Origin of the sequence: Allostreptomyces psammosilenae, assembly GCF_013407765.1 — a bacterium.
Lineage (GTDB): Bacteria > Actinomycetota > Actinomycetes > Streptomycetales > Streptomycetaceae > Allostreptomyces > Allostreptomyces psammosilenae.
In genome coordinates this window covers 1,072,685-1,093,569 of the sequence record NZ_JACBZD010000001.1, presented here as the reverse complement: position 1 = coordinate 1,093,569, position 20,885 = coordinate 1,072,685, and the positions used below count along the sequence as shown (strand labels likewise).

The following is a 20,885-nucleotide window of genomic DNA, read 5'->3' as shown; positions in this document are numbered from 1 at the left end:
AGGGCGTAGCGCGGAGGCTGTTCGCCGCCCCGTTCCCTCCTTCGGGTTAATCCCCCGATGAGCGCCACCCTCGCCCGCCGGAACGACTGGATGATCTTCGTCGTGAGGTGTCGCGGGCGAGCCGGGGTGGTCCGGCGGGTGGGGGCCGTCGTGGGGACGTCCGTGCTGTGCTGCGCGCTGCTCGGCGTCTCGGGCAACCGCCCGGACCCGGCCGACACCCACGCGGTCACCGCCGACACGGACGGTACCCACGCGGCCGGCCACGCGGGCCGGCCGGCGGAGGGCCTCGGCGTGAACGTCGTGCTGTGCGTGTGGCCGTGGCCCTGGGGCTGGGGGACCGAGGTCGAGGTGGACGTGTCGACGGGGCCGGGCCGGCCGCCGGCGGTCGCCCCGGCGGACCACCACCACCCGGAGTGCCCGAAGCCCCCCTCGGTGCCCCCACGCCCTCCGCTGCCCACGCCCGCCAAGCCGTCCCCGCCCGTCAGCCCCACGCCCTCCCCCACGCCGACGCCGCCCCCCACCACCCCGCCTCCGCCGTCACCGCCGCCGCCTCCTCCGTCTCCGCCGCCGGAGACCACACCGCCCCCCGCCACCGCCCCCGCGCGCCCGCCCACGGCGACGAGCGCGCCGCCGGCCCAACCGTCGCCGCCCCCTCCCCCGGCGGCCCGCACCCTGGTGCCGCCCACGCCGGCGCCTCCACCACCACCGGCCGCCGCCCCCTCACCCCCGACGACGGCGCCGGCCGAGCCCTCCCCTCCGGCGCCGCCCACGGCGACGCCCAGCCCCGCGCCGGAGTTCCCCGTGCCGTACGCCGCCGCCGACCCGCCGCCGGCCCCGGCCGGCCGCTCCACGCTCACCACCATGCTGCTGGTCACCGTGCCGGCGGTGGTGGCCGCCGCGGTTCTGCGCCCGCGCTCGCGGCCCGGCGGCGGCGCCGGGCGCGGCCGCTGACCCGGCGTCGCCGACCCCACCGCGCGCCGCCGACCCGGCCGGGCCGGCGGGGCGCACCCAACGTCGTGACCGAAGTCGTCCAGGACCGTACGGGAGCCGAACGTGTCGGAATGGGTTGCCCTGGGGGTCGCCATGCTGGCGGCCTGTGCCGTGGTGATCGTGGTGGTCGTGCTCAGGCAGCGCCGGATCGGGGAGGATGACGACCCGTCGGAGACCCCGGACGTCATCGAGTACATGACGATGATGATCGGCGTGGTCTACGCCATCGTCCTCGGCCTGGCGATCGCCGGCGTCTGGGAGGCGCGCGGCGCGGCGCAGGACAGCGCGCTGCGCGAGGCGCAGGCGCTGCACGAGGTCAGTGCGCGGGCGGAGGTCTACCCGCCCGAGGTCCGCGACCGCGTCCAGGCCGCGGTGGAGGGCTACGTCTCCTATGTGGTGGAGACCGAGTGGGCGTACATGACCGAGCACGACGCCCTCTCCCCGCGCGGCGCCGAACTGCTGGACGAGGTGCGGCACGCGGTGATGGACCGCGCGCCGGCGAACGAGGTGGAGAGCCACGCGTACCAGGCGATCCTCGACCAGGTGGCCGCCGCGGACTCGGCTCGCGCTTCCCGGGGGCAGAACGTGGGGCCCACGATGCCGGGCGTGGTGTGGTTCGGGCTGGTCGTCGGGGCGCTGGTGGCCGTGGGCCTGGTCTTCACGCTGCAGATCCGCCGCTCGGCCCGCGAACTGCTGCTGGCCGGGCTGTTCAGCGCGCTGATCGCCTTCATCCTCTTCCTGGTGTGGGCCTTCGACGACCCGTTCGGCAGGGACATCGGCGTGGACAGCCAACCGTTCCTGGACCTGTTCCCGGGCCTGCCGGCGTCCCCGTCCTCCTAGCGCGGACGGGGACGGCCGCCCAGCCCCCCGCCCGCCACCGCAGGCAGCCGCCGCGCCTCCCCAAACCCCCCTTGGGGGGCCGCGAGACCCCCTTCTTCAGGATCCCATGGGGGGATCACGCGGCGCAGCCCCCTACCTGCCGCCTGTGGATAACTTCCGGTCGGTGGCGGTGTCAGTCCCGGTGGCGGTGGCGGTGTCAGTCCCGGTGGCAGTGTCAGTCCCATTGGCGGTGCCGGTGGCAGTGGCGGCGGCAGTGGCGGTCGCGCCACCGGCGTCGGTCGCGGCGTCGGCGTCAACGGCGCCACCGGCATCGGTCGCGGTGCCGGTGGCGCCGCTGGTGCGGGTGGCGCTGAACCGGGCGGCGGCGACGAAGACGGTGGACAGGGCGATCACGGCGCTGAGGACCACCATCCCGAGCCGCAGGTCCCCGGTGGCGTCCCGGGTCGCGCCGACCACCACCGGGCCGACCACCCCGCCGAGCAGGCCCACACTGTTGATCAGCGCGATCCCGGCGGCGGCCCCCCGGCCGGCGAGGATGGAGGCGGGCAGCGTCCAGAACGCCGGCTGCGCCCCGGTGGCGCCGAACGTGGCGACGGTCAGCGCCACCAGCCCCCACACCGGCGGCAGCACGGCGATCCCGAGCACTCCCACCACGCCCAGCAGCAGCCCGGCCATCACCGGTCGGCGCAGGTCGCGGGCGCGGTCGCTGGCCCGGCCGATCACGAACAACCCGACCGCCCCGGCGGTGAACGGGATGGCGGCGAGCAGTCCGACCGCGGTGGGGCGGAGGTCGCCGACGCGTTCGATGATGTCGGCGACCCAGAACAGCACCCCGTTGGTGCCGAACTGCCACAGGAAGCAGGCCACGGAGAGCCACCACACCCGCCAGTCGCGCAGGATGCGTCCGAGCGTCGACGGTCCGCGCTGCCGCTCGATCGCCGCCCCCTCCGCGGCGATCGAGGCCTCCAGCGCGGCCGCCTGCTCGGCCCTCAGCCAGCGGGCGTCGCCCGGCCGGTTGGGCAGGGCGCGCAGCGTCCACAGGCCGATCAGGATGGCGGGGACGCCCTCGACCAGGAAGACCCACTGCCAGCCCTCCAGCCCGGCCAGGCCGTCGAGTTCCAGCAGCAGGCCGGAGAGCGGACCGCCGAGGACCGCGGCGATCACGATGCCCAGGAACAGCCGGGCGTTCGCCCGCCCGCGGTCGGCGGCCGGGAACCACTGGGTGAGCAGGTAGACGGCGCCGGGCAGGAACCCCGCCTCGGCCACCCCGAGCAGCAGCCGCAGGACGAGCAGCGAGGGCGCGTTCCAGACGAAGGCGGTGGCCGCCGAGACGATCCCCCAGGTGATCATGATCCGGGCGAACCAGACCCGGGCGCCGACCCGGTACAGGATCAGGTTGCTCGGCAGCTCGCACAGCGCGTAGCCGAGGTAGAAGATCCCGGAGGCCAGCCCGAACATGCTCGCGGAGAGCGCCAGGTCCTCGCTCAGCTGCGTCTCGGTGAAGGTGATGTTCATCCGGTCGATGAACGAGATGCTGTACATCAGCACCAGCGCCGGCATGAGGTGACGCATCGCGGCGTTCACCCCGCCGCGCAGCGTGGACGGGTCGACCGCCGGCGCCTCGTCCCGGGCAGCCGCCGTCATGGGGCGGTCACGCCCTCGTCCACCACGACCATGCGCACCACGCCCCCATCGATCGTGCCAGCCACGGCGGCTCCCGAGGATCGGAGATACATCCATGTATTGGATACGTTGGTGTATCGTGAGCTGCATCACACGGGCTGTCAAGACAGACGGACCGTCAAGAAAGGAGGGGCATGCGGAAGGCAGTGACCCGGCGCCGCCCCCGGACCCAGGCGCGCCTGCTGGAGGCGGCCCTGCGGGTGTTCGCCGACCGCGGGCTGTACGCGGCGACGATCGAGGACATCTGCAACGAGGCCGGCTTCACCCGGGGCGCGTTCTACTCCAACTTCCGCACCAAGGACGAACTCTTCGTCGCCCTCTTCGACCACCACGGGCAGCGCCTGATCGAACGGATGGAGGCGCTGGTCGACGAGGCCGAGGCCGCGGAGGCGGTGGACCGGGTGCTGGCCTACCTCTCCGATCCGGACGAGTACGAGCGGCGCTGGTTCCTGGTCTCCTCGGAGTTCACCCTCTACGCGATCCGCAACCGCCAGGCCGCGGAGGTCCTGGCGGAGCACGACCGGCTGCTGCGGGAGGCGCTCGTGCGGCTGCTGGAGAAGGTGTTCGCCCGTCTCGGCCGCCGGCCCACCGCCGATCTGGACGAACTGGCCCGGCTGCTGGTGGCCATCGCCGAGGGCGCCACGGCGCAGTCGTACGTCGAGCCGGTGGCGCTGCCGCACGGCCGTCTGCACCGCACCTTCATCCCGGGCCTGCTGCACGCCTTCTCCACGCCGGCGTCCGACGCGGAACCGCTGCCCGCCCAGCCGGGGCGCAGCGGCTGACCGGAGGGGGGCGCACCGCCCCGGTCGAAGAGGGCTCTGCGCCCGGCCGGGAATCACCCTTGCCCGCTGCCCCGTGGTTTGGTACTAATTCCTCAGGGGAAGATCCGGTTCATCACGGATCCCGCGCGAGTGGTCTTCTACTGACCCGCGCCATCACTCGGTCAGGCTTCTGACGCCGGCCGGTTCACGTCATACCCGCGCATCGTTCCAAAAGCCCGTCGTCCCCGGCGGGGGTGGCGCGCCAGCTCACCCCCGAAGCACGGGTGTCCCCCACCGCGGCGCCGTGTCGCCGCGTGTTCGTCAGGCGTGCCGCGCACGCCTTCCCCCCGTTCCCCCGACGCCCATCCCGTCCCGTTCCGCACCACAGGAGATCCCACGATGAGCGACACCCTGCAGGTCGAACTGACTCCGCGTCAGTCACGTTCCGGCGCCGCGGCCGACGCCCGCCCTCCCGGTCGCCGGCAGCGCGACCGGACCCGCCGGAGCACCCGTGCCACCGCACCGCTCCCCCGTGCCGCCGCGGGCACCGGGGCGAACGAGCCGGCGGCGGACGAGGAGGTGCTGACCTCGGTGGCCGGCATCCTGGACGTCCAGGACAACCAGGCGTTCGTGCGGACCTCCGGCTACCTGCCGGGGCCGGACGACGTGTACGTCTCCCCGGCGCAGGTGCGCGGACACGGGCTGCGCAAGGGCGACGCGATCACCGGCGCGGTGCGCCGGCCGCGTGAGGGCGAGCGCCGGGAGAAGTGGGGCGCGCTGGTGCGGCTGGACTCGGTGAACGGCATGGAGCCGGAGCAGGGCCGGCACCGCACCGAGTTCGGCAAGCTCACTCCGCTGTACCCGCAGGAGCGGCTGCGTCTGGAGACGGATCCGGGTGTGCTGACCACGCGGATCATCGACCTGATCGCGCCGATCGGGAAGGGGCAGCGCGGTCTGATCGTCTCGCCGCCGAAGGCCGGCAAGACGATGGTGCTGCAGGCGATCGCGAACGCGATCACCCACAACAACCCCGAGGTGCACCTGATGGTCGTCCTGGTGGACGAGCGTCCGGAGGAGGTCACCGACATGCAGCGGTCGGTGAAGGGCGAGGTCATCTCCTCGACCTTCGACCGGCCGGCCCAGGACCACACCACGGTGGCCGAGCTCGCCATCGAGCGCGCCAAGCGGCTGGTGGAGCTGGGCTGCGACGTGGTGGTCCTGCTGGACTCGATCACCCGTCTGGGTCGTGCCTACAACCTGGCCGCCCCGGCCTCCGGCCGCATCCTCTCCGGTGGCGTCGACTCCGCGGCCCTCTACCCGCCGAAGCGGCTGCTGGGCGCGGCCCGCAACATCGAGAACGGCGGCTCGCTCACCATCCTGGCGACCGCCATGGTGGACACCGGCTCCCGGATGGACGACTACATCTTCGAGGAGTTCAAGTCCACCGGGAACATGGACCTCCGGCTGGACCGGCGGATCGCCGAACGGAGGATCTTCCCGGCGGTCGACGTGATCTCCTCCAGCACCCGCCGGGAGGAGATCCTGGTCGGCGGCGAGGAGCGGGTGCTGATGGAGCGGCTGCGCCGCACGCTGCACGGGCTCGACCCCCAGCAGGCCGTCGAACTGCTGCTCGGCAGGCTGCGGGAGACCGGGAGCAACGCCGAGTTCCTGCTCCGGCTGCGGACGGACCCGCTCCGCCCCCGGCCGCACCGCTAGGCCCCGCCTGCCGGCCTCCGGGGCCCCGGCTGGCGGGCGGTGGGGGCCGGTGGGAGCGGGACGGTGGCCCGCACCTCGCCGTCGGCCTCCTCCCGCAGCTCGGCGCCGGCACGGCGCAGCAGGCGCCGGGCGGCGACGTTCCGCACGGTCGTGGAGGCGTCGAGGCGCCGGGCGCCGGAGCGGGCGGCCTCGGCCAGCAGCAGCTCGGCCACCCGGCCGCCGATCCCCCGCCCCCGGTCCGAGCGCCCGATCCAGACGCCGGTCTCCAGGGCGGTGCCCTGTTCCTCCGCGCGCAGCCGCGCGGCGCCGGCGACCCGGCCGTCGACCACGACCAGATAGGTGGTCTCGACCGGCGGGCCGGTGGTCACCAGGGCGCGGGAGCGGTGGAAATCCAGGAAGGCCCGCCGGCGGGCCGGTGTCCACCCGGGCGGGGCGCCGTCGTCCGGGACGGGCATCACCTCGGCGGGATCGGCGTCGGCGACGGCGCAGGCCAGCAGGGCCGGCAGGGTCTCCTCGTCGAGCACGCGCAGACGGACGTCGGGATCGGCCATGTGCGCCAGCATGCTCCCAACCGCGGCGCCGCGCCACGGGGTTTCGCCGGTCGTCGGCGGCCCGGTGCGAGTCCACCTCCGCCCCGCCCGCGTGGCGGCGGCCCGGGGCCCGCTGCGCCCGGTCGAACGGCTTCTTCGAGAATTGGTGGTGCACGGGGGCGTCGTGGTCGCCGTGGTGCCGGCCGCGGCGCGGCCGGCGATGATCGTGCCGGGCCTCGGGCAGGACCGAGGAGTGACGACGAGGAGATCGCATGTCCGTGCTCTTCCCCGCGCTGCGCGCGGCGGCGTCCGCGCCGGCGGCCCCGGGCCGGGACGCCCTCCGCTTCGGCGACCGCGCCCTCGGCTACGCCGAGCTGGCCGCGGCCGGCACCGCGCTGGCCGGACGGCTGGCGGGCGAGCGCCGGGTGGCCGTGTGGGCCACCCCGTCGCTGGAGACCGGCGTCGCGGTGGTCGGGGCGCTGCTGGCGGGCGTGCCCGCGGTGCCGGTCAACCCGAGGATCGGCGGGCGCGAGCTGGCGCACATCGTCGCGGACAGCGCGCCCTCGGTGGTGCTGGCCGAGCCGGGCGTGGAGCTGCCGGCCGTCCTCGCCGGCCTGCCCCGGGTCGACGTCGACCCCGCCGCCACCGGCCCGGCGGGCGGCGCCTTCCCCGAGGAGCCGGACGACGAGGCCGCCGCGCTGGTCATCTACACCTCCGGGACCACCGGCCCGCCCAAGGGCGTGGTGCTGCCGCGCCGGGCGGTCGTCGCCACGCTGGACGCGCTCGAGGAGGCCTGGGGGTGGACCGGCGAGGACGTGGTGGTGCACGCGCTGCCGCTGTTCCACGTGCACGGCCTGATCCTCGGCGTGCTGGGTCCGCTGCGCCGCGGCGGCACCGTGCACCACCTCGGCCGCTTCACCACCGAGGGCGTCCGGGCGGCACTGGCGGCCGACGGCACCATGCTGTTCGGCGTGCCGACGATGTACCACCGGCTGGCCGGCGCGGTCGGAGAGGATCCGGCCCTGGCCCGCGCGCTGGGCGGCGCCCGGCTGCTGGTCTCCGGGTCGGCGGCGCTGCCGGCGTACGACCACGAGCGGATCACCGCGGCGACCGGTCAGCGGGTCGTCGAGCGGTACGGGATGACCGAGACGCTGATGAACACCAGCGTCCGACCGGACGGCGGGCACCGGCCCGGCACGGTGGGGGTGCCGCTGCGCGGCGTCGAGCTGCGGCTGGTGGACGAGTCGGGGGCGGTGCTCCCGGGCCGCGACGGCGAGACGGTGGGCGAGATCCAGGTGCGCGGCCCGAACCTGTTCACCGGGTACCTGGGCCAGCCGGAGGCCACCGCCCGTGCCTTCGACGGCGGCTGGTTCCGCACCGGCGACATGGCGATCCAGGACCCGGACGGGGCGGTGCGCATCGTCGGCCGCCGGGCCACCGACCTGATCAAGTCCGGCGGCTACAAGATCGGCGCCGGGGAGATCGAGAACTGCCTGCTCGGGCACCCGGGGGTGGCCGAGGTGGCGGTCACCGGGGAACCCGACGAGGACCTCGGGGAGCGCGTGGTGGCCTGGGTCGTGCCGGGGCCGCAGCGCCCGCCGGCGGGGGAGCTGATCGACCACGTGGCCCGGCAGCTGGCCCCGCACAAGCGGCCCCGGGTGGTGCGCTTCCTGGACGAGCTGCCCCGCAACGACATGGGCAAGGTGCTGAAGCGGGCGCTGCGGTGAGCGGGGCGGAGCGGGACGGCCGACGGCCGGCGGCGCGGGCGGTGATCGCCGCGGTGGCCGACGACTTCGCCGAGCTGCCGGCCCCGCCGGCCGCGCCGCGCGGCGCCGACGGCCCGATCGGCTGGCCCGGGTACGGCGAGGCGCACGCGCGCGCCCGGGAGCGCACCGGCGAGGAGGAGTCGGTGGTCTGCGGTGTCGGCCGGGTCGCGGGCACCGAGGTGGTGCTGATCGGCTTCGAGTTCGGCTTCTTCGGCGGTTCGCTGGGCGAGCGCACCGGGGACCGCCTGGAGGCCGCGTACTCCCACGCCCGGGAGCGGCGTCTGCCGGTGGTGTCGCTGGTCGCCACGGGCGGCAGCCGGATGCAGGAGGGCATGCGGGCGCTCAGCCAGCTCCAGCGGGTGGCGCGGCAGTCCGCGCTGACCCGGCGGGCCGGGCTGCCGCAGATCGCCGTGGTGCGCGATCCGACCACCGGCGGCGGCTGGGCGACGCTGGGCGCCGGCGCGGACGTGGTCCTGGCGTCGCCGGGGGCGCAGATCGGCTTCGCCGGCTCCCGGGTGCGGCCGCCGGGCGAACCGGCGCACGCCTACACCGCCGAGGCGCAGCTGGCCTCCGGGCACGTCGACGCGGTCGTCCCGCCGGCCGGGCTGCCGGCCGTGCTGGGGCGCTGGCTCGCGCTGCTGACCAGCCCGGCGGCCGGCCCGGTTCCGCCGCCGTTCGCGCTGGGCGCCACGACGCTGCCGGCCACCGGCTGGGAGGCGGTGCGGCGGGCCCGTTCCGCCGGGCGGCCGAGGGCGGCGGCCTATCTGGACGCCTACTTCGAGTGGCGGGAGGAGATCGTCGGGGACCGCTGCGGCGGGGTGGACGCGGGCGTGCTGTGCGGGTTCGGTCGGAGTGCCGGGGGCACGGTGGGCTACGTCGCCCAGGCGGGGACCGCCACCGCGCCGGCCGGCTTCCGCACCGCGGTGCGGCTGCTCCGGCTGGCCGACCGGCTGGGCATCCCGGTGCTGACCCTGGTGGACACGCCGGGCGCGGCCAACGACGCGGCGGCTGAGCGAGCCGGGGTGGGGGCGGCGATCGCGGAGGCGTTCGCGGCCGTCGCCTCGGCCGAGGTGCCGATCACCAGTCTGCTGATCGGCGAGGGCGGTTCGGGCGGGGCGCTCGCCCTGGCCGCGCCGGGCCGCACCTGGGTCACCCCGGACGGCTACTTCTCGGTGACCGCGCCCGAGGCCGCCGCCGCCATCCTCAAGCGGGATCCGGAGCAGGTGCCGCGGACCGCCGAGGAGCTGCGGCTGCGCCCGCAGGACCTGGTGGAGCTGGGGGTGGCGCGGGCGGTCGTCCCGCCGGATCCCGGCGTGCCGGCTCCGCACACGGCCCCGCCGGGCTGACCGGCGCCGGACGGGCTCGGGGCCCGGCGACGTCGGTGTCGCCGGGCCCCGGGGTCGGGTGGGGGCTACTTCAGGTAGGGGCCGGGGGTTCCGATCCGGCCGGGGGCAGCGTTGGCGCCGCCGAGGTCGAGGACGTAGACCCGCAGGTTGCCCTTGCCGGGTGCAGCGACGGACAGGGTGCCGTTGGTGACGGTGCGGCGGTCGCCGGTGACGGCGTCGACGTAGGTGCCGTTGGGGATGCCGGTGTAGGTGGCCGAGCCGGTGACGGTGACCAGGGCGAAGCTGTCCACCCCGCTGGCGGCGTCGGTGTAGCGGCGCTTGAAGGCCATCTCGCCGGAGATCCCCTCGGTGGAGTACTGGCCCATCTGGAGCGCCGGCACGGCGCGGCGGATCTGGTTGAGCCGCTGCAGGTGCTGGGCCAGGGGCTGTTGGAGGGTGTCCGCGACCTGTCCGGAGGCGCTGCTGACGACGCCGAAGTCGGAGGCGGTGACGCTGCCGGCGACGTGGTCGCCGTAGTAGGCGCGGCCGGTGGTGGCGAGCGGGCAGGTCGGGCCGCAGTCGATCCGCTTGCCGGCCTGGAACTCGATCTCGGAGCCGTAGTACAGGGTCGGGATGCCGCGGAAGGTCCACATCAGCGACATGTTCTCGGCCCAGGCGTCGGTGCCGCCGGTGTAGCGTTCGCCGGACTTGTTGGGTCCGTAGTCGTGGCTGTCGACGTAGACGACGTTGTAGGTGGCGTCGTTGGTGGAGTCGTCGGAGTCCTTGCCGTTCCAGAAGGCGTTCTGCGCGCTGCCGAAGTTCATGTGCATGCGCATGTCGATGATGTTCATGCCGGAGAACCGGCTGTGGTCCGGCGCGTGGTAGCTGTTGCCGTTGAGGAAGGCGTTGGTGCTGGTCGGCTGGTTGCCGGTGCCGAGGTTGTTCTCGTGGTTGTAGCCCTCCAGCACGGCGGTGGCGTCGTCGGCGCTGTACTCCTGCCGGTCCTTCCAGGTGAAGAACTGGGCGGAGTGGTTCACCGAGCCGCGGTTCCACTTGTCGTTGACGAACGCCCCGACCTCGCCGAAGACGAAGAAGTTCGCCGCCTTGTCGGCGCCCCAGGTCCGGGTGACCCGCTCGTAGATGGCCGGCAGGAAGTGCCGGTTCCACATCACCCGGGAGACGTGCACGGCGGTGTCGACCCGGAATCCGTCGACGCCCATGTCGATGTACTTGTTGTAGGCGCCGATCAGGTAGTTCTGCACCACGGCGGACTCGGTGTTGAGGTCGGCGAGGTCGTCGTGCAGCCAGCAGCTGCGGGAGTCCTCGCCCTCCCAGTTGCCCAGCCAGCAGTTGTGGTAGTACTGCTTGGGGAACATGCCGGAGGTGGGGGACGGCCACTGGCAGTTGTAGATGGTGTAGCCCTCGGGGCTGAACGCCCCGGTCGGACGGCCCCAGTTCAGGCAGGTGTTGCCGGCCGGTTCGGTGGTGGACCACAGGTCGCCGTTGTAGTAGGACTTGCCGCTGGCCGGGTCGACGGTCAGGCCGTCGTACTCGAAGCCCTCCTGCTTGGCGTCGTAGTACCAGCTCCACTGGTTGTCGCGCACGCCGTAGACGGTCGGGGTGAACAGGCCCTCGGCGCCCCAGCGGGAGCTGTGGTTGTAGACCACGTCCTGGTAGATCTTCATGCCCTTGGCGTGGGCGGCGTTGATCAGGTCCTGGTAGGAGGCGCCGGCGGACTCCAGGCGGGGGTCGACCCGGTAGAAGTCCCAGCCGTGGTAGCCGTGGTAGTCGTAGTCGGACCGGTTGAGCACCACCGGGGTGATCCACACCGCGGAGAAGCCGAGGCCCTTGATGTAGTCCAGCTTCTGGATGAGGCCCTTGAAGTCGCCGCGGAACATCGGGTCGTCGTTGGCCGCGTTCCCCGACCTGACGTGCTGGCTGCCGCCGCGGTTGTTGGAGGAGTCGCCGTCGTTGAAGCGGGCGGTCAGCACGAAGTAGATGGGGTCCTTGCGGGGGTCCGTGCCGATCGGCGCGGTGGCGTCCGCGACCGGCGGGGCCTCGCCGGTGGTCGCGGAGGCCGTGGCGGAGGCGGCGGAGACGTTCCCGGCCGCGTCCAGGGCGCGGACGGTGTAGGCGTAGCGGGTGTTCGGCTCCAGGTTGGCGTCGGAGTACACCGTGGAGCCGGTGTTGGCCACGACGGTGCCCCGGGAGCCGCCGGTGCGGGTGATCTGGTAGCCCGTCACCCCGACGTTGTCCGTGGACGGCTCCCACATCAGCACGACGGCGACGCCGTCGGCTGAGGCGGCGACCCCGGTCGGCGTGCTCGGGGCGGTGGTGTCCGGCTGGTATCCGGCGCAGGGGTCGGCGGCGTTCGCGGTCACCACGCGGTCCTTGACCGTGGACACCCCAGCGCGCAGCGCGTAGTTGGAGCCGTTGTTGTTGTCCCAGGTGCCGGAGCCGTTGTTGAAGGTGGCGGTCCATCCGGTGGCGGTGCCGAGGTCGACGGTGCGCTTGAACCAGCCGGGGCAGGCCGCCTCCATGCCGGTGCCGGGGGGCGTGGTCCAGGCGCCGCCGGCCGGCTGCCAGTGCAGGTTGACGGTGCTCCACCCCACGGTCCGGGTGGAGTAGAACACGGTGGCCTGGGTGCCGGGGGTGGGCGAGGGGGTGGTGCCGCCGTCACCGCACGGGTCGCTGTGCGCGATCACGCCGTCCTTGACGGTGATGGTGCCGGTGCCCAGCGCGTAGTTGTTCCCGCCGTTGTTGTCCCAGGTGCCGGAGCCGTTGTTGAAGGTGGCGGCCAGCCCGGTGGCCGTCCCCAGGTCGATGGTCCGCTTGACCCAGTCGGTGCAGGCGGCCTCCATGGCCACCCCGGGGACGGTGGTCCAGGCGCCGCCGGTGGGGGCGTAGTGGATGAGGTACCGGGACCAGTTGCTGGTCTTGGTGTAGTAGAAGACGGTCACGCTGTTCGATGCCGTCGCCGTCACCTGCGACGGCACGCCGGCCGCCTGCGCCATCGCCGAGGACAGCAGCCCGGCCAGCAGGCAGGTGACCACGGCCAGGACGCCGGCCAGCGGCCGGCGCCCCCTTCGTCTAGTTGTCGTATACAGGACAAACTCCTCTGTGGTGGCCCGCTCCGCCGCGGCCGTGTGGAGACCACGGCACCTCCGCCGCCCCCGCATGACCGATTGCAACTTTTATGTCCTTGCAGTCATTCAGCTGGCCTTCTTGCGCAAAGTTCCACAAGAAGCCTCCTCGCGAGAAGGCTAGGTGGGGGTGAGGCGGCCGTAAAGCCATCGGACCGGACCAATTCGACGGCCCGTCGGGCGGTCGGCACGGCCTTGCCCCGGACACGACGGTGCCCCTGTCGCACCGTCACTTCGGTGACGGTGCGACAGGGGCACGGACGACGGGTGCGGCGGGCCGCCGCGGCCTACCGCCGGTGGAAGAACTCCACCTCCGCGATCGCCAGCGACCGCCCGTCCTGCACGCCGTTGGCCGTGTTGACGGTCAGCCGCACCCGGACCACGTCCTCGGCGCGCACGTCGAAGGTCTGCTGGCCCGGCCGGTCGCTCAGCCGGATGACCTCGGTGCTGGGTTCGCCCTCGGCGGGGTGGAGGGTGAGGACGATCTCGGCGGGGCGGGCCATGGCCAGGAACTCGTCCTGGTTGGCGGAGGCGCCGGCGAAGATCACCAGCGCCCGCAGCCGCACCGGGGTGTCGAAGTCCGCCTCCAGGTACTCCCCGGCGCCGTTGCCCGGCTGGGCCGGGGACCAGTAGCGGTTGCTGGCCCCGTCGAAGGCGGCCGCCGCCGGGTGGTCCGGCGCCTCGCTGGAGGCCCGCACCGCGCCGGGGTGCACCGGGGCGGGCGCGGCCGTCCGGTCCCGCACGTAGTCGATCGCCTGGGAGATCTGGGCGCGGCCGAACCAGGCGCCGCCGAGCAGCACCAGCAGGGTGATCGGCAGCACCATGCTGGGCCGGCGCCACACCCGGCGCAGCGGCCGGTCGCCGGCGGCCGTGGGTTGGCGGGTCCTCCGGCGGCGCCGGCGCCACCACGGCGTTCGCCGCTGCATGGAGGCCGGCAGCACGGCCAGCACGGAGCCGCACCGCCGGCACAGGGTCCGGTCGGGCGGGTTGCCGGTGCCGCAGGAGGGGCACGGCCGGGCGCCGGAGACGTACGGCAGCGCATCGGGCGGCTCCGGCGCGACCGGCGCGGACCGCCCGGCGTCCGGCGGGCCGCCGTCCGCCGGTACCCGCACCACCTCGTCCGGGCGGCGCAGGCGGGCGCGCTCGACCGGCTCGGCGGGCCGCGCCCCGGGACCGGTCGGCCCACCCGGACCGCTCGGCCCGCCTGGGGCGGACGGCCCACCCGGGCCGCCCGGCCCGGCACCCGGCGAGTCGGCGGCCGGACGCCGCGGCGCTTCGGCCGGGGCCGGCCGGGCGGGCACGGTGGGCGGCACGGCCGGCCTGGGCGGGACGCTCCCCGCCACCGGCGGCACCGACGGCGGCGGAGCCGTCGCCCCGGTGCGGGAGGCGGCGCCCGCCGCGGCGGCGGGCGGGGCCGGTGTGCCGGAAGCCTGCGCCGCCACTGACCGCTCCGCGGGCGCCGCCGCGGGCGGACCGGTGACGGGCTCCGGAGGCCGGACCGGCTCGCCCCCGCGCGGCCGTTCCGACGGCGACGGCCCTTCCAGCGGCGCCGGCCGTTCCGACGGCGCCAGGCGTTCCGACGGCGCCGGGCGGTCCGGCTCCTCCTCCCAGTCCAGGAAGGCGGCGCAGGAGGCGCAGAACGCCGTGCCCGGGGCGTTGCGGTGACCGCACTCGGGACAGATCACGACGCGCCTCCCGCCACGCTCCCGGCCGCCCCGTCGGCGGGCAGCACCTCCACCCGGTAGCGGACGTGCGCCGGCACCTCGTCGGCGACCAGCCGTTCCAGCCGGGCCCGGTCCACCCGCTCCGGATCCGGCACCCGCACCCGGACGGTGACCCAGTCGCCCGGCTCGCCGGGCAGCGGCGCCAGCGGGGTGGCCGACCAGGAGGCGGCGCCGCTCTCCACGATCTGGGGCGACACGCCCGTCTCCAGCCGCACCGCCTCCGCCAGCCCGCGCCGGGTGCCCCGCAGCTGGTGCCGCCGCACGGTGCGGGTCACCGTCTCGCGCCGCCGCTCCACCGGTCGCTCCGGGTCGGTCTGCGCCGCCACCCAGCCGGCGATCCAGTCCAGGAGGTCCTCCGGCGCGGTGCGCGGGTCCAGGTGCGCGGGCAGGTTGTCCAGGACGAGCAGCACCGGCGCCAGCACCTCGTCCAGCGCGCCGAGGAAGCGCTCCAGGAAGTCGTGGTCCAGGTAGACGGCCGGGAGCTGGTGCAGCAGCGGGTGCGGGGTGGGCAGCCCGGGAACGGTTCCGCGCACTCAGGCCTCCCGCACGCGCAGCTGGTGCTCGTAGGAGAAGATCAGCGCGTGCCGGTCCAGCGGGATCCTGCTGGTCGGCTCGGTGCGTTCGCCGGTGACCGGGTCGGCCGGGAAAAGCCGGACGTCCTCCACCAGGTCGACGTCGTGGACGCGCTGCAGCACCGCGTACACCTCGCCGGCGTGGACCGGCCGGCCGAACGGCCAGCCGGCCCCCTCCGGTCCCCCGGTGAGCGGGTTGAAGTAGCCGTACAGGGCGGCCAGGGCCTCCTGCCGCAGCCGCTCGGCGTTGGCGCCGCGCCGCGCCTGGACGGAGGCGACCACGGTGACGCCCCGGTAGAACGGCGGCTCCACCACCAGCCGGGTGCCGATCGGGCGGCGTTCGTCCAGGTGGTCGGTGATGGCCGCCATGGTCTCCGGTGGCGGCGTCAGGTCCTGGAAGCGGATCCGGCCCAGCTCGTCGCCGCGCACCGAGGGCACTACCAGCAGCCGCACCCCGCCGTCCGAGGCGTCGTCGCCGGCCGGCACGCAGCGCACCCGGGCCGTGCCCGGCGCCGCCTGGCGGGCCAGCTGCTCGTAGTCGTGCGGCACCACCGCGCGGTGCAGGGTGCGCAGCGTCATCGGTCCGCGCACCATCGCCGCCTCGACCGTCTCCCCGTCCACCCCGCCCAGCGCCGCGCGCCGGTTCTCCACCCGGGCCACGTACGGCAGTGAGCTGCGCAGCACCCGCAGCGCGCCGCGGGCGACGTTGCCCCGTCGGCCGCCGCCGGTCCGGTAGGCGCGCACCCGCACCGGTCCGCCCTTGGGCGGCACCGCGCCGTAGTGGCGCACCGTCCCGTCCGGCTCGCGGACGGCCGGTCCGAACCGCACCTCCCCGGAGTTCGGGTCCAGGGTGACGTGCCGGTCCGCCGGGCCGGAGTGCGCGAAGTCGTCGACCCGGACCCACTCCGCCCAGCCGGCACCCTCCCCCACCTCGACCACGAACGGTTCGTCGCCCGGCACCACCGGCGGGCGGGCCACCCGGAAGCCCTGCCCGGGTACCCCCTCGGAGAGCCCCAGGATCTCCTCGGTGACCGTCTCGGCGTGCACGGCGTCCACGGTGGCGCCGATGGTGAACGCGGTGATCTCCCGCACCGTCGGCGGGGCCACGTAGGTCGGCTGGCCGGGGGCCGCCGCCAGCAGCCGGCAGCGCACCCAGCCGGCGGTGCGCCGGGCCACCACCGAGGCGGCGTGGGTGCGCGGCAGGTGCAGGATGACCTCCCCCGCCCGGTTGAAGCCGCCGGTGTCGTCGCGTTCCACCTCGCAGGGCGTCCAGGCGGTGCCGTCCCACGCCTCCCACAGCAGCGGCGGGCGGCGCGGGTCGACGCCCACGCCGTGCACCGCGCAGTCCAGCCGCAGCACCACCACGCCGGCCGGCACCGGCCCGGACAGGCCGACGTAGAGGGCGTCGCCCGGCGTCGGCGTGGCCCCGAAGCAGGGCACGTCGCGGCGGAGCGCCAGCTCGTCGGAGCGGTCCACGGCCTCGGCGTCGACCGCCCGGGTGGCGAGGTGGGCGAGGTGGCAGGGCGGGATGGTCAGCTCCCGGGTGGTGCTGAAGACCACCGCCTCCTCGGCCTCGGTGCGCACCGTGGCGGCCTCCGTGCCGGCGCGGACCCGGACCGCCTCGGGCTGCGGCGCGGACAGCCAGAACGTCACCTCGGCGCGGGCCGCGGTGGGCGGGTACAGCCGCACCCCGATCAGGTCCAGGAAGGTCAGGTAGTTCTTCTCCGGCACCCGGTTGAGGCGGTAGACGAGCTGGTCGACCATGGTGGCGAACGCCTCGATCAGGGTGACCCCGGGGTCGGAGACGTTGTGGTCGGTCCACTCCGGGCAGCGCTGCTGCACCAGGCGCTTGGCGTCGTCCACGAGGGCCTGGAAGCGGCGGTCGTCCAGGTTGGGGCTGGGCAGGGTCACGGGCCCTCCTCGTGCGGCGGGATCACGTAGAACGGGAAGACCAGGTTGCGCGGGTCGTTGGTGCCGCGTACCGAGTAGTGGATGTCGATGTAGAGCACCCCGTCGTCGACCGCGTCGAACCGCACCTGGATGTCGGCCACCTCGATGCGCGGCTCCCACCGCTCCAGGGCGAGGCGCACCTCGTAGGCGAGCTGGCCGGCGGTGCCGGCGTCCGCGGGGGCGAAGACGTAGTCGTGGATGCCGCAGCCGAACTCCGGGCGCATCGGCCGCTCACCAGGCGCGGTGGCCAGGATGAGCCGGATCGACTCGTCGAGTTCGCGCTCGCCGCGGACCAGGGCGATGCTGCCGGTGGCGTCGGTCCGCGGCGGGAACGCCCAGCCGGCGCCGATGAACTGCTGGCCCATGCTCAGCCCCCGATCAGCACGGTCGGGCAGCCGGCCACGATCGGCGAGCCGCAGGCGGCCAGGTCCCCGATCCGGGCGGCCGGCCGCCCGCCGATCAGCACGGTGGCGCTGCCGGGCGGGGCGATCACCGAGGGCGGGTGCACCGCCGGTGGGGGGAAGGCGCACTGGTGCGGCGTGCCGACGGTGGCCGCGGGGCGCCCGCCGATCAGCACGGTGGGCACCCCGGGGCCGCCGACCACCCCGGGGTGGCCGGTGGGGTCGCCGACGCGGGCGGCGGGTGGCATGGCCCTGGCTCCTTCCTCGACGTCCGTCGGTGGATCCGCCCGGCGGATCCGCTCGGTTGCTCCGCTCGGTTGGTCCGCTCAGTTGATCCGCACCATCGGGGCGCTGATCGAACAGGAGGCACCGCCCTTGATCTCGGTGCGGCCGGTGCCGTTGACCGCCACCTGGGCGCCCTTGACGTCCACGGCGCCGCCGGTGGACAGCTTCAGCTGCCCGCTGCCGCCGTCCACCTGGACACCGGTGCGGGCGGTGACCGACACCGACTCGCCGCTGAGGTCCAGGGGGCCGTTCCCGGCGTCCACCCGCACCCCGCTGCCCGCCTTGACGGTGACCCGGTCGGTGGCGTCGATCTCGACCGTCCCGTCGCTGTGCACGACGATGCTGGTGGCGCTCCGGTCCAGGTTGATGGTGAGCTTGCCGTCGCCGGAGAGCAGCCGCACCCCGCGCGCCCCGGTGGCGGCGTCGTGCAACTCCACCCGGTCGCGTCCGTGCAGGGCGAAGGAGCGCCGGTTGACCACGCCGCTGGTGCGGTCGATCAGCTCCCCGCCCTCCCGGGTGGGCCGGTCCTTCCCGTTGTAGAGGCCGGCCAGGACGTAGGGGCGGTCCAGGTGGCCCTGCTCGAAGCCGACCAGCACCTCCTCGCCCACCTCCGGGACGAACGCCTCCTGCCCGCTGGCCCCGGCGAACTGGGCGGTGCGGGCCCAGTCGCTGGCGTAGTCGTCGGACAGCCACGGGAAGCGCACCTTGACCCGGCCCAGCCGCTCCGGGTCCTTGGTGTCCGTCACCGTGCCGCTGACCAGGCCCGGCCAGCGCGGGCCGGCCCCGCGCACGGTGGCCGGGCCGGTGCCGCCGGCGGTGAGCCCGAACAGCGAGCGCTCCTGGTGGCCGGAGACGGTGATCCAGGTCTCGTAGCCTCGCCGGGAGTCGAACACCTGCCGGGCGGAGGTGACGGTGTACCGCCCCTCGAACGGCGCGCCCACCCCGGACAGCGCCACCGCCGTGCCGGAGCGCACCCGCGGGTTGCCCCGGATCACCGCCTCCAGCTCGGCGAACGACCCGGCGATCCGCTGGGCCAGCGCCTTGGCGGCCTGGTCCACCTGCGCCTGCTCGGTGTACGGGGTGTCGGTGACGACATAGCTGGCCTTGCCGAACGGCGCGGACACCTCCGCCGGGGTCAGCGGCAGTTGCAGGGTGTCGGCCCGGCCGGCGTCCGCCTGCCCCACCAGCGCCCGCTTCGTGTGGACGTCCCAGCCGCGCACCTCGACGGTCTTCACCTGCTCGGCGGCGGTCACCCCGGCGCGGCAGCGCAGCAGGTTCACCCCCATCTCCAGCACCAGGGGGCTCTGCGCCGACCGGGTGGAGGCGTCCGGCGCGCCGCTGGCCGCCGTCGGCATGGTGACGTGCAGTTGGCCGTCCCGCACGTACGCCTGCGCCCCGGCCTCCTCCGCCAGCCCGTGCAGGAACTCCCAGTCCGACACGCCCGGCTGGGCCACGTGCTCCAGCACGGGGCCGGGCACGTTCACCTTGCCCGGGCGCAGCCCGGCCCGCTGGGCCACCGCCCGGCAGATGTCGGAGACCGTCATGTTCTGGTAGCTGGCCACGCGCCGGCCGCGGAAGAGGCGGTGCGCGGCGTCCATGCCGCGCACCACGGTGAAGGTGCCGGTGTCGTCGATCTCCACCTCCAGGGCGGTGACCTCGCCGGTGAGCAGCGGCTGCGGCGCCTGGTCGTCTCCGGTGCCGGCGAGCAGCCGCACCTCGACGCCGATCTTGAAGCCGCCCTTGTCCAGCACCACCCGGCCGGGGTCGCGGAACCTCAGCAGGAACACGTCGGGCAGGGTGCGGCTGTCGTCCACGTACCCCTCGACCATGGCGTTGGCCACGTCACCGGTGAGCTGCCGGCCCCCGACCTCGACGACCAGCGCCTTCGCGACGCTCGGCTTGGGCATCCGCCGCTCACCCGCCCCCGCCGGCCGGGAGCGCCGCCGCGCCCCGGCCCTCGACGCGTTCCTGCTCCAGCCGGCCCAGCTCGTCCAGGGCGGGCAGGAACAGCTCCCGGCCGTGCGCCAGCCGCATCGGGTCGTCGATCCCGTTCACCTCGGCGATGGCCCGCCAGGCCGCCGGATCGCCGTACTCCCGCCAGGCCAGGCCGGGCAGGGTGTCGCCGGCCTGCACCCGGTGCACGCGCCGCGCCGCCAACGCCCCCGAGGTGGGGTTCTGGCCGGGCGTGTCGCCGCTGATCTCCTCCATCGTCACCTGGCAGGTGGCCCGGATCGGCACCCCGGAGGTGGTGAACAGGGTGTACTTCACCGCCACCTGGCTGACGTAGCCGGGAAAGCCGGTGAGGCCGCCCCAGTGGAACACCACCCACGGCGGGGAGGAGCGCTGCTGCTGGCGGGTCTCGTTGGTGGGCACGCAGCAGGCGAAGAGCCGCTCCACCGACGTCACCACGCTGGTGTCCTGGGTGTCGCTGGCGTCGAAGAACATCTCCACGGTGAGCTTGCTGGGCTGCGGCCCCTGGTACTCCGGGGGGCCGGCGCTCTTCGCCCCCTTGGACGGGTTGCGCTTCCAGGCCGCCGCCTTGGTCAGGCTCAGTTCCTTGGGGTTGAACTGGAAGTCGATCCGGCCGCAGGGGCCGCCCGGGGTCAGGCTGCCGCCGGGCGGCGGGGTGCGCAGCTCCAGGTAGGCGTGCTCCAGCTTCGGGCGCACACCGCCGGCTCCGCCCCCCTGCCGCGCGGCGGAGCCGGTGCCGGCGGCGCTGAACGCCACGGGGCCGTTCATCGGCTCAGGCCTCCGTCACATAGCCGTGGTGGGCGATCTCGATGGTCTCGATCGCCACCCGGGGGGACTCCGGGTTGAACGTCGGACCGGTCCAGCGCACCGGCACGACCTCCAGCAGGCCCCACCGGGCGACCATCTCACCGTCCCCGGTGCGCGCCTCGATGTGCGCGGTCTTGCGGCTGAAGCCGGTGGTCATCGACGCGAACCACTTGGCCACCTTCTCGGTGTCCCGGGTCAGCGGACGGGACAGCTTGACGGTGGAGTACTTCAGGCGGGTGGGCAGCTGCCAGACGTGGCCGTTGTTGCCGCCCTCCTCGCGCTGCTCCAGGACCACCTCGCAGCCGAGGCCCTCGCAGGTGTTGAAGGAACCGAGTTCGATGCCGTCGATGGTGACGACGAAGCGGACGCTGACGGCCGGGTCGTCGGTGATGGACATCGCCTACCCCCTTTCCGGTGTGTG

Annotated in this window: 16 protein-coding genes and 1 pseudogene; 6 read left to right on the top strand and 11 right to left on the bottom strand. The window is 74.7% G+C overall.

Translation table 11 applies throughout. The features are described 5' to 3' along the window. Positions 1-57 precede the first annotated feature (57 nt). Together FHU37_RS04295 and FHU37_RS04290 are read left to right on the top strand one after the other, a co-directional pair. Positions 58-951, top strand: a complete 894-nt coding sequence (locus FHU37_RS04295) for a hypothetical protein (RefSeq protein WP_179812891.1) — start codon at positions 58-60, stop codon at positions 949-951. Positions 952-1,053: 102 nt separating this feature from the next. Further along, positions 1,054-1,830, top strand: coding sequence for a bestrophin-like domain (locus FHU37_RS04290; protein ID WP_179812890.1), 777 nt, complete (start codon positions 1,054-1,056; stop codon positions 1,828-1,830). A 132-nt stretch (positions 1,831-1,962) separates the two neighbouring features. Here the strand turns inward: FHU37_RS04290 and FHU37_RS04285 are convergent, their stop codons facing one another. Beyond that, on the bottom strand, positions 1,963-3,474 hold the full coding sequence (locus FHU37_RS04285) for an MFS transporter (RefSeq protein WP_179812889.1): 1,512 nt from the start codon (positions 3,472-3,474) through the stop codon (positions 1,963-1,965). Positions 3,475-3,647: 173 nt separating this feature from the next. Here FHU37_RS04285 and FHU37_RS04280 point away from each other — a divergent pair, with 173 nt between their 5' ends. Together FHU37_RS04280 and rho are read left to right on the top strand one after the other, a co-directional pair. Continuing rightward, entirely contained in the window at positions 3,648-4,295 is a 648-nt protein-coding gene (locus FHU37_RS04280) for a TetR/AcrR family transcriptional regulator (RefSeq protein ID WP_179812888.1), read from the top strand. Positions 4,296-4,748: 453 nt separating this feature from the next. Further along, positions 4,749-5,990 (top strand): annotated as a pseudogene (gene rho / locus FHU37_RS04275) (transcription termination factor Rho); the annotation flags it as partial. Here rho and FHU37_RS04270 read toward each other — a convergent pair. Continuing rightward, positions 5,987-6,541, bottom strand: coding sequence for a GNAT family N-acetyltransferase (locus tag FHU37_RS04270; RefSeq protein ID WP_246449551.1), 555 nt, complete (start codon positions 6,539-6,541; stop codon positions 5,987-5,989). The pseudogene rho and the gene FHU37_RS04270 overlap by 4 nt on opposite strands. Before the next feature lie 251 nt (positions 6,542-6,792). On the opposite strand from FHU37_RS04270, the gene FHU37_RS04265 reads away from it, so the two are divergent. Both FHU37_RS04265 and FHU37_RS04260 read left to right on the top strand, forming a co-directional pair. Continuing rightward, on the top strand, positions 6,793-8,247 hold the full coding sequence (locus tag FHU37_RS04265) for an acyl-CoA synthetase (RefSeq protein WP_179812886.1): 1,455 nt from the start codon (positions 6,793-6,795) through the stop codon (positions 8,245-8,247). Next, entirely contained in the window at positions 8,244-9,632 is a 1,389-nt protein-coding gene (locus tag FHU37_RS04260) for a carboxyl transferase domain-containing protein (RefSeq protein ID WP_179812885.1), read from the top strand. The genes FHU37_RS04265 and FHU37_RS04260 overlap by 4 nt, the downstream gene beginning before the upstream one ends. 65 nt (positions 9,633-9,697) lie before the next feature. Here FHU37_RS04260 and FHU37_RS04255 read toward each other — a convergent pair whose 3' ends face one another. From FHU37_RS04255 to FHU37_RS04215, 9 genes are all read right to left on the bottom strand, one after another. After that, a complete protein-coding gene (locus FHU37_RS04255) occupies positions 9,698-12,625 on the bottom strand; it encodes a carbohydrate binding domain-containing protein (protein ID WP_246450209.1) in 2,928 nt (975 codons plus the stop codon). A gap of 416 nt (positions 12,626-13,041) precedes the next feature. Beyond that, complete coding sequence (locus tag FHU37_RS27735; RefSeq protein ID WP_246449550.1) at positions 13,042-14,439, bottom strand: zinc ribbon domain-containing protein; 1,398 nt, start codon at positions 14,437-14,439, stop codon at positions 13,042-13,044. Beyond that, on the bottom strand, positions 14,436-15,011 hold the full coding sequence (locus FHU37_RS04245; protein ID WP_179812884.1) for a phage tail protein: 576 nt from the start codon (positions 15,009-15,011) through the stop codon (positions 14,436-14,438). Before FHU37_RS04245 ends, FHU37_RS27735 begins: the two co-directional genes overlap by 4 nt. After that, the gene (locus FHU37_RS04240) at positions 15,012-16,961 is read right to left on the bottom strand and encodes a putative baseplate assembly protein (protein WP_179812883.1); all 1,950 of its coding nucleotides are present in this window, start codon (positions 16,959-16,961) and stop codon (positions 15,012-15,014) included. Next, positions 16,958-17,365 (bottom strand): gp25 family contractile injection system sheath assembly initiator, encoded by a 408-nt coding sequence (locus FHU37_RS04235; protein WP_179812882.1) that lies wholly within the window; start codon positions 17,363-17,365, stop codon positions 16,958-16,960. The genes FHU37_RS04240 and FHU37_RS04235 overlap by 4 nt, the downstream gene beginning before the upstream one ends. A gap of 2 nt (positions 17,366-17,367) precedes the next feature. After that, on the bottom strand, positions 17,368-17,649 hold the full coding sequence (locus tag FHU37_RS04230) for a PAAR domain-containing contractile injection system baseplate protein (protein ID WP_179812881.1): 282 nt from the start codon (positions 17,647-17,649) through the stop codon (positions 17,368-17,370). A 78-nt stretch (positions 17,650-17,727) separates the two neighbouring features. Next, positions 17,728-19,593, bottom strand: a complete 1,866-nt coding sequence (locus tag FHU37_RS04225; RefSeq protein WP_179812880.1) for a VgrG-related protein — start codon at positions 19,591-19,593, stop codon at positions 17,728-17,730. Positions 19,594-19,600: 7 nt separating this feature from the next. Beyond that, positions 19,601-20,425, bottom strand: a complete 825-nt coding sequence (locus FHU37_RS04220) for a CIS tube protein (RefSeq protein WP_179812879.1) — start codon at positions 20,423-20,425, stop codon at positions 19,601-19,603. A gap of 4 nt (positions 20,426-20,429) precedes the next feature. Beyond that, positions 20,430-20,861: a phage tail protein gene (locus FHU37_RS04215; RefSeq protein ID WP_179812878.1), complete on the bottom strand. Its 432-nt coding sequence runs from the start codon at positions 20,859-20,861 to the stop codon at positions 20,430-20,432. Positions 20,862-20,885 lie beyond the last annotated feature (24 nt).

Coding starts and splice junctions, on each gene's coding strand:
- FHU37_RS04270 (WP_246449551.1), bottom strand. CDS start 6,541: ATGGCCGATCCCGACGTCCGTCTGCGCGTGCTCGACGAGGAGACCCTG.
- FHU37_RS04280 (WP_179812888.1), top strand. CDS start 3,648: ATGCGGAAGGCAGTGACCCGGCGCCGCCCCCGGACCCAGGCGCGCCTG.
- FHU37_RS04255 (WP_246450209.1), bottom strand. CDS start 12,625: ATGGCGCAGGCGGCCGGCGTGCCGTCGCAGGTGACGGCGACGGCATCG.
- FHU37_RS04225 (WP_179812880.1), bottom strand. CDS start 19,593: ATGCCCAAGCCGAGCGTCGCGAAGGCGCTGGTCGTCGAGGTCGGGGGC.
- FHU37_RS04230 (WP_179812881.1), bottom strand. CDS start 17,649: ATGCCACCCGCCGCCCGCGTCGGCGACCCCACCGGCCACCCCGGGGTG.
- FHU37_RS04220 (WP_179812879.1), bottom strand. CDS start 20,425: ATGAACGGCCCCGTGGCGTTCAGCGCCGCCGGCACCGGCTCCGCCGCG.
- FHU37_RS04295 (WP_179812891.1), top strand. CDS start 58: ATGAGCGCCACCCTCGCCCGCCGGAACGACTGGATGATCTTCGTCGTG.
- FHU37_RS04215 (WP_179812878.1), bottom strand. CDS start 20,861: ATGTCCATCACCGACGACCCGGCCGTCAGCGTCCGCTTCGTCGTCACC.
- FHU37_RS04285 (WP_179812889.1), bottom strand. CDS start 3,474: ATGACGGCGGCTGCCCGGGACGAGGCGCCGGCGGTCGACCCGTCCACG.
- FHU37_RS04265 (WP_179812886.1), top strand. CDS start 6,793: ATGTCCGTGCTCTTCCCCGCGCTGCGCGCGGCGGCGTCCGCGCCGGCG.
- FHU37_RS04235 (WP_179812882.1), bottom strand. CDS start 17,365: ATGGGCCAGCAGTTCATCGGCGCCGGCTGGGCGTTCCCGCCGCGGACC.